Source organism: Erythrobacter sp. SN021 (assembly GCF_021864455.1).
In genome coordinates this window covers 1-1,357 of record NZ_JAKKUW010000017.1, presented here as the reverse complement: position 1 = coordinate 1,357, position 1,357 = coordinate 1, and the positions used below count along the sequence as shown (strand labels likewise).

Annotated in this window: 1 pseudogene; it reads left to right on the top strand. The window is 42.2% G+C overall.

The window, feature by feature from the left end:
• Nucleotides 1–1,323: pseudogene (locus L5849_RS17235) on the top strand (cytochrome-c oxidase subunit 1); the annotation flags it as partial.
• Nucleotides 1,324–1,357: the final 34 nt, after the last annotated feature.

The window sequence follows — 1,357 nt, the reverse complement described above, 5'->3', positions numbered from 1 at the left end:
CTTTATTCAACAAATCACAAAGATATTGGAACTCTCTATTTCATTCTCGGGGTCTGAGCAGGTATGGTTGGTGCTGGTATAAGCCTTCTCATTCGAATCGAGCTAAGGCAACCAGGTGCCTTCCTAGGAAGGGACCAACTATACAATACAATTGTTACAGCCCATGCATTTGTAATAATTTTCTTTCTGGTTATGCCTGTATTTATTGGTGGATTTGGAAACTGACTTCTACCTCTTATACTGGGAGCTCCAGACATAGCCTTTCCACGTCTCAACAACATAAGATTTTGACTTCTGCCCCCTTCCCTAATTCTCCTAGTATCCTCTGCTGCAGTGGAGAAGGGTGCTGGAACAGGGTGGACAGTTTACCCACCCCTATCCAGTAACTTAGCGCACGCGGGGCCCTCAGTGGACCTGGCTATTTTTTCCCTCCATTTAGCAGGTGCCTCCTCAATTTTAGGGGCAATTAACTTCATTACTACAGTTATTAACATACGGTGAAGTGGGCTTCGACTAGAACGAATCCCCCTATTTGTATGAGCTGTAGTTATTACCGTGGTGTTACTACTTTTATCTCTTCCAGTACTTGCGGGAGCTATCACTATACTATTGACAGATCGAAACCTGAATACCTCATTCTTTGACCCTGCTGGAGGTGGCGATTCTATTCTCTACCAACATTTATTCTGATTTTTTGGACACCCTGAAGTTTACATTCTCATCTTACCTGGATTTGGAGCAATCTCACATATCGTTAGTCACTATACTGCAAAACTGGAACCATTTGGGGCTCTCGGGATAATTTATGCCATGCTCGGAATTGCTGTATTGGGATTTATTGTGTGAGCACATCACATATTTACAGTAGGACTTGATGTAGATACACGAGCATACTTCACGGCAGCTACCATAATTATCGCAGTACCCACAGGTATTAAAGTATTTAGATGGCTGGCCACCCTTCATGGATCAAAAATCAAATATGAGACCCCTATTTTATGGGCTCTTGGATTTATTTTTCTGTTTACTACAGGAGGTCTTACCGGCATTATTCTGTCTAATTCCTCATTAGATATTATCCTTCACGATACTTACTATGTTGTAGCCCATTTTCATTATGTACTAAGAATGGGGGCAGTATTCGCAATCTTTGCTGCTTTTACTCACTGATTCCCACTCCTAACAGGATTAACTCTTCACCAGCGATGAGCCAATGCACAATTTTTCCTCATATTCTTAGGGGTCAACATTACCTTCTTTCCTCAACACTTTCTTGGCCTCAGGGGTATACCTCGTCGATATTCAGACTACCCAGATGCCTTTATAAAATGAAATGTAGTCTCCTCCTTTGGCTCCC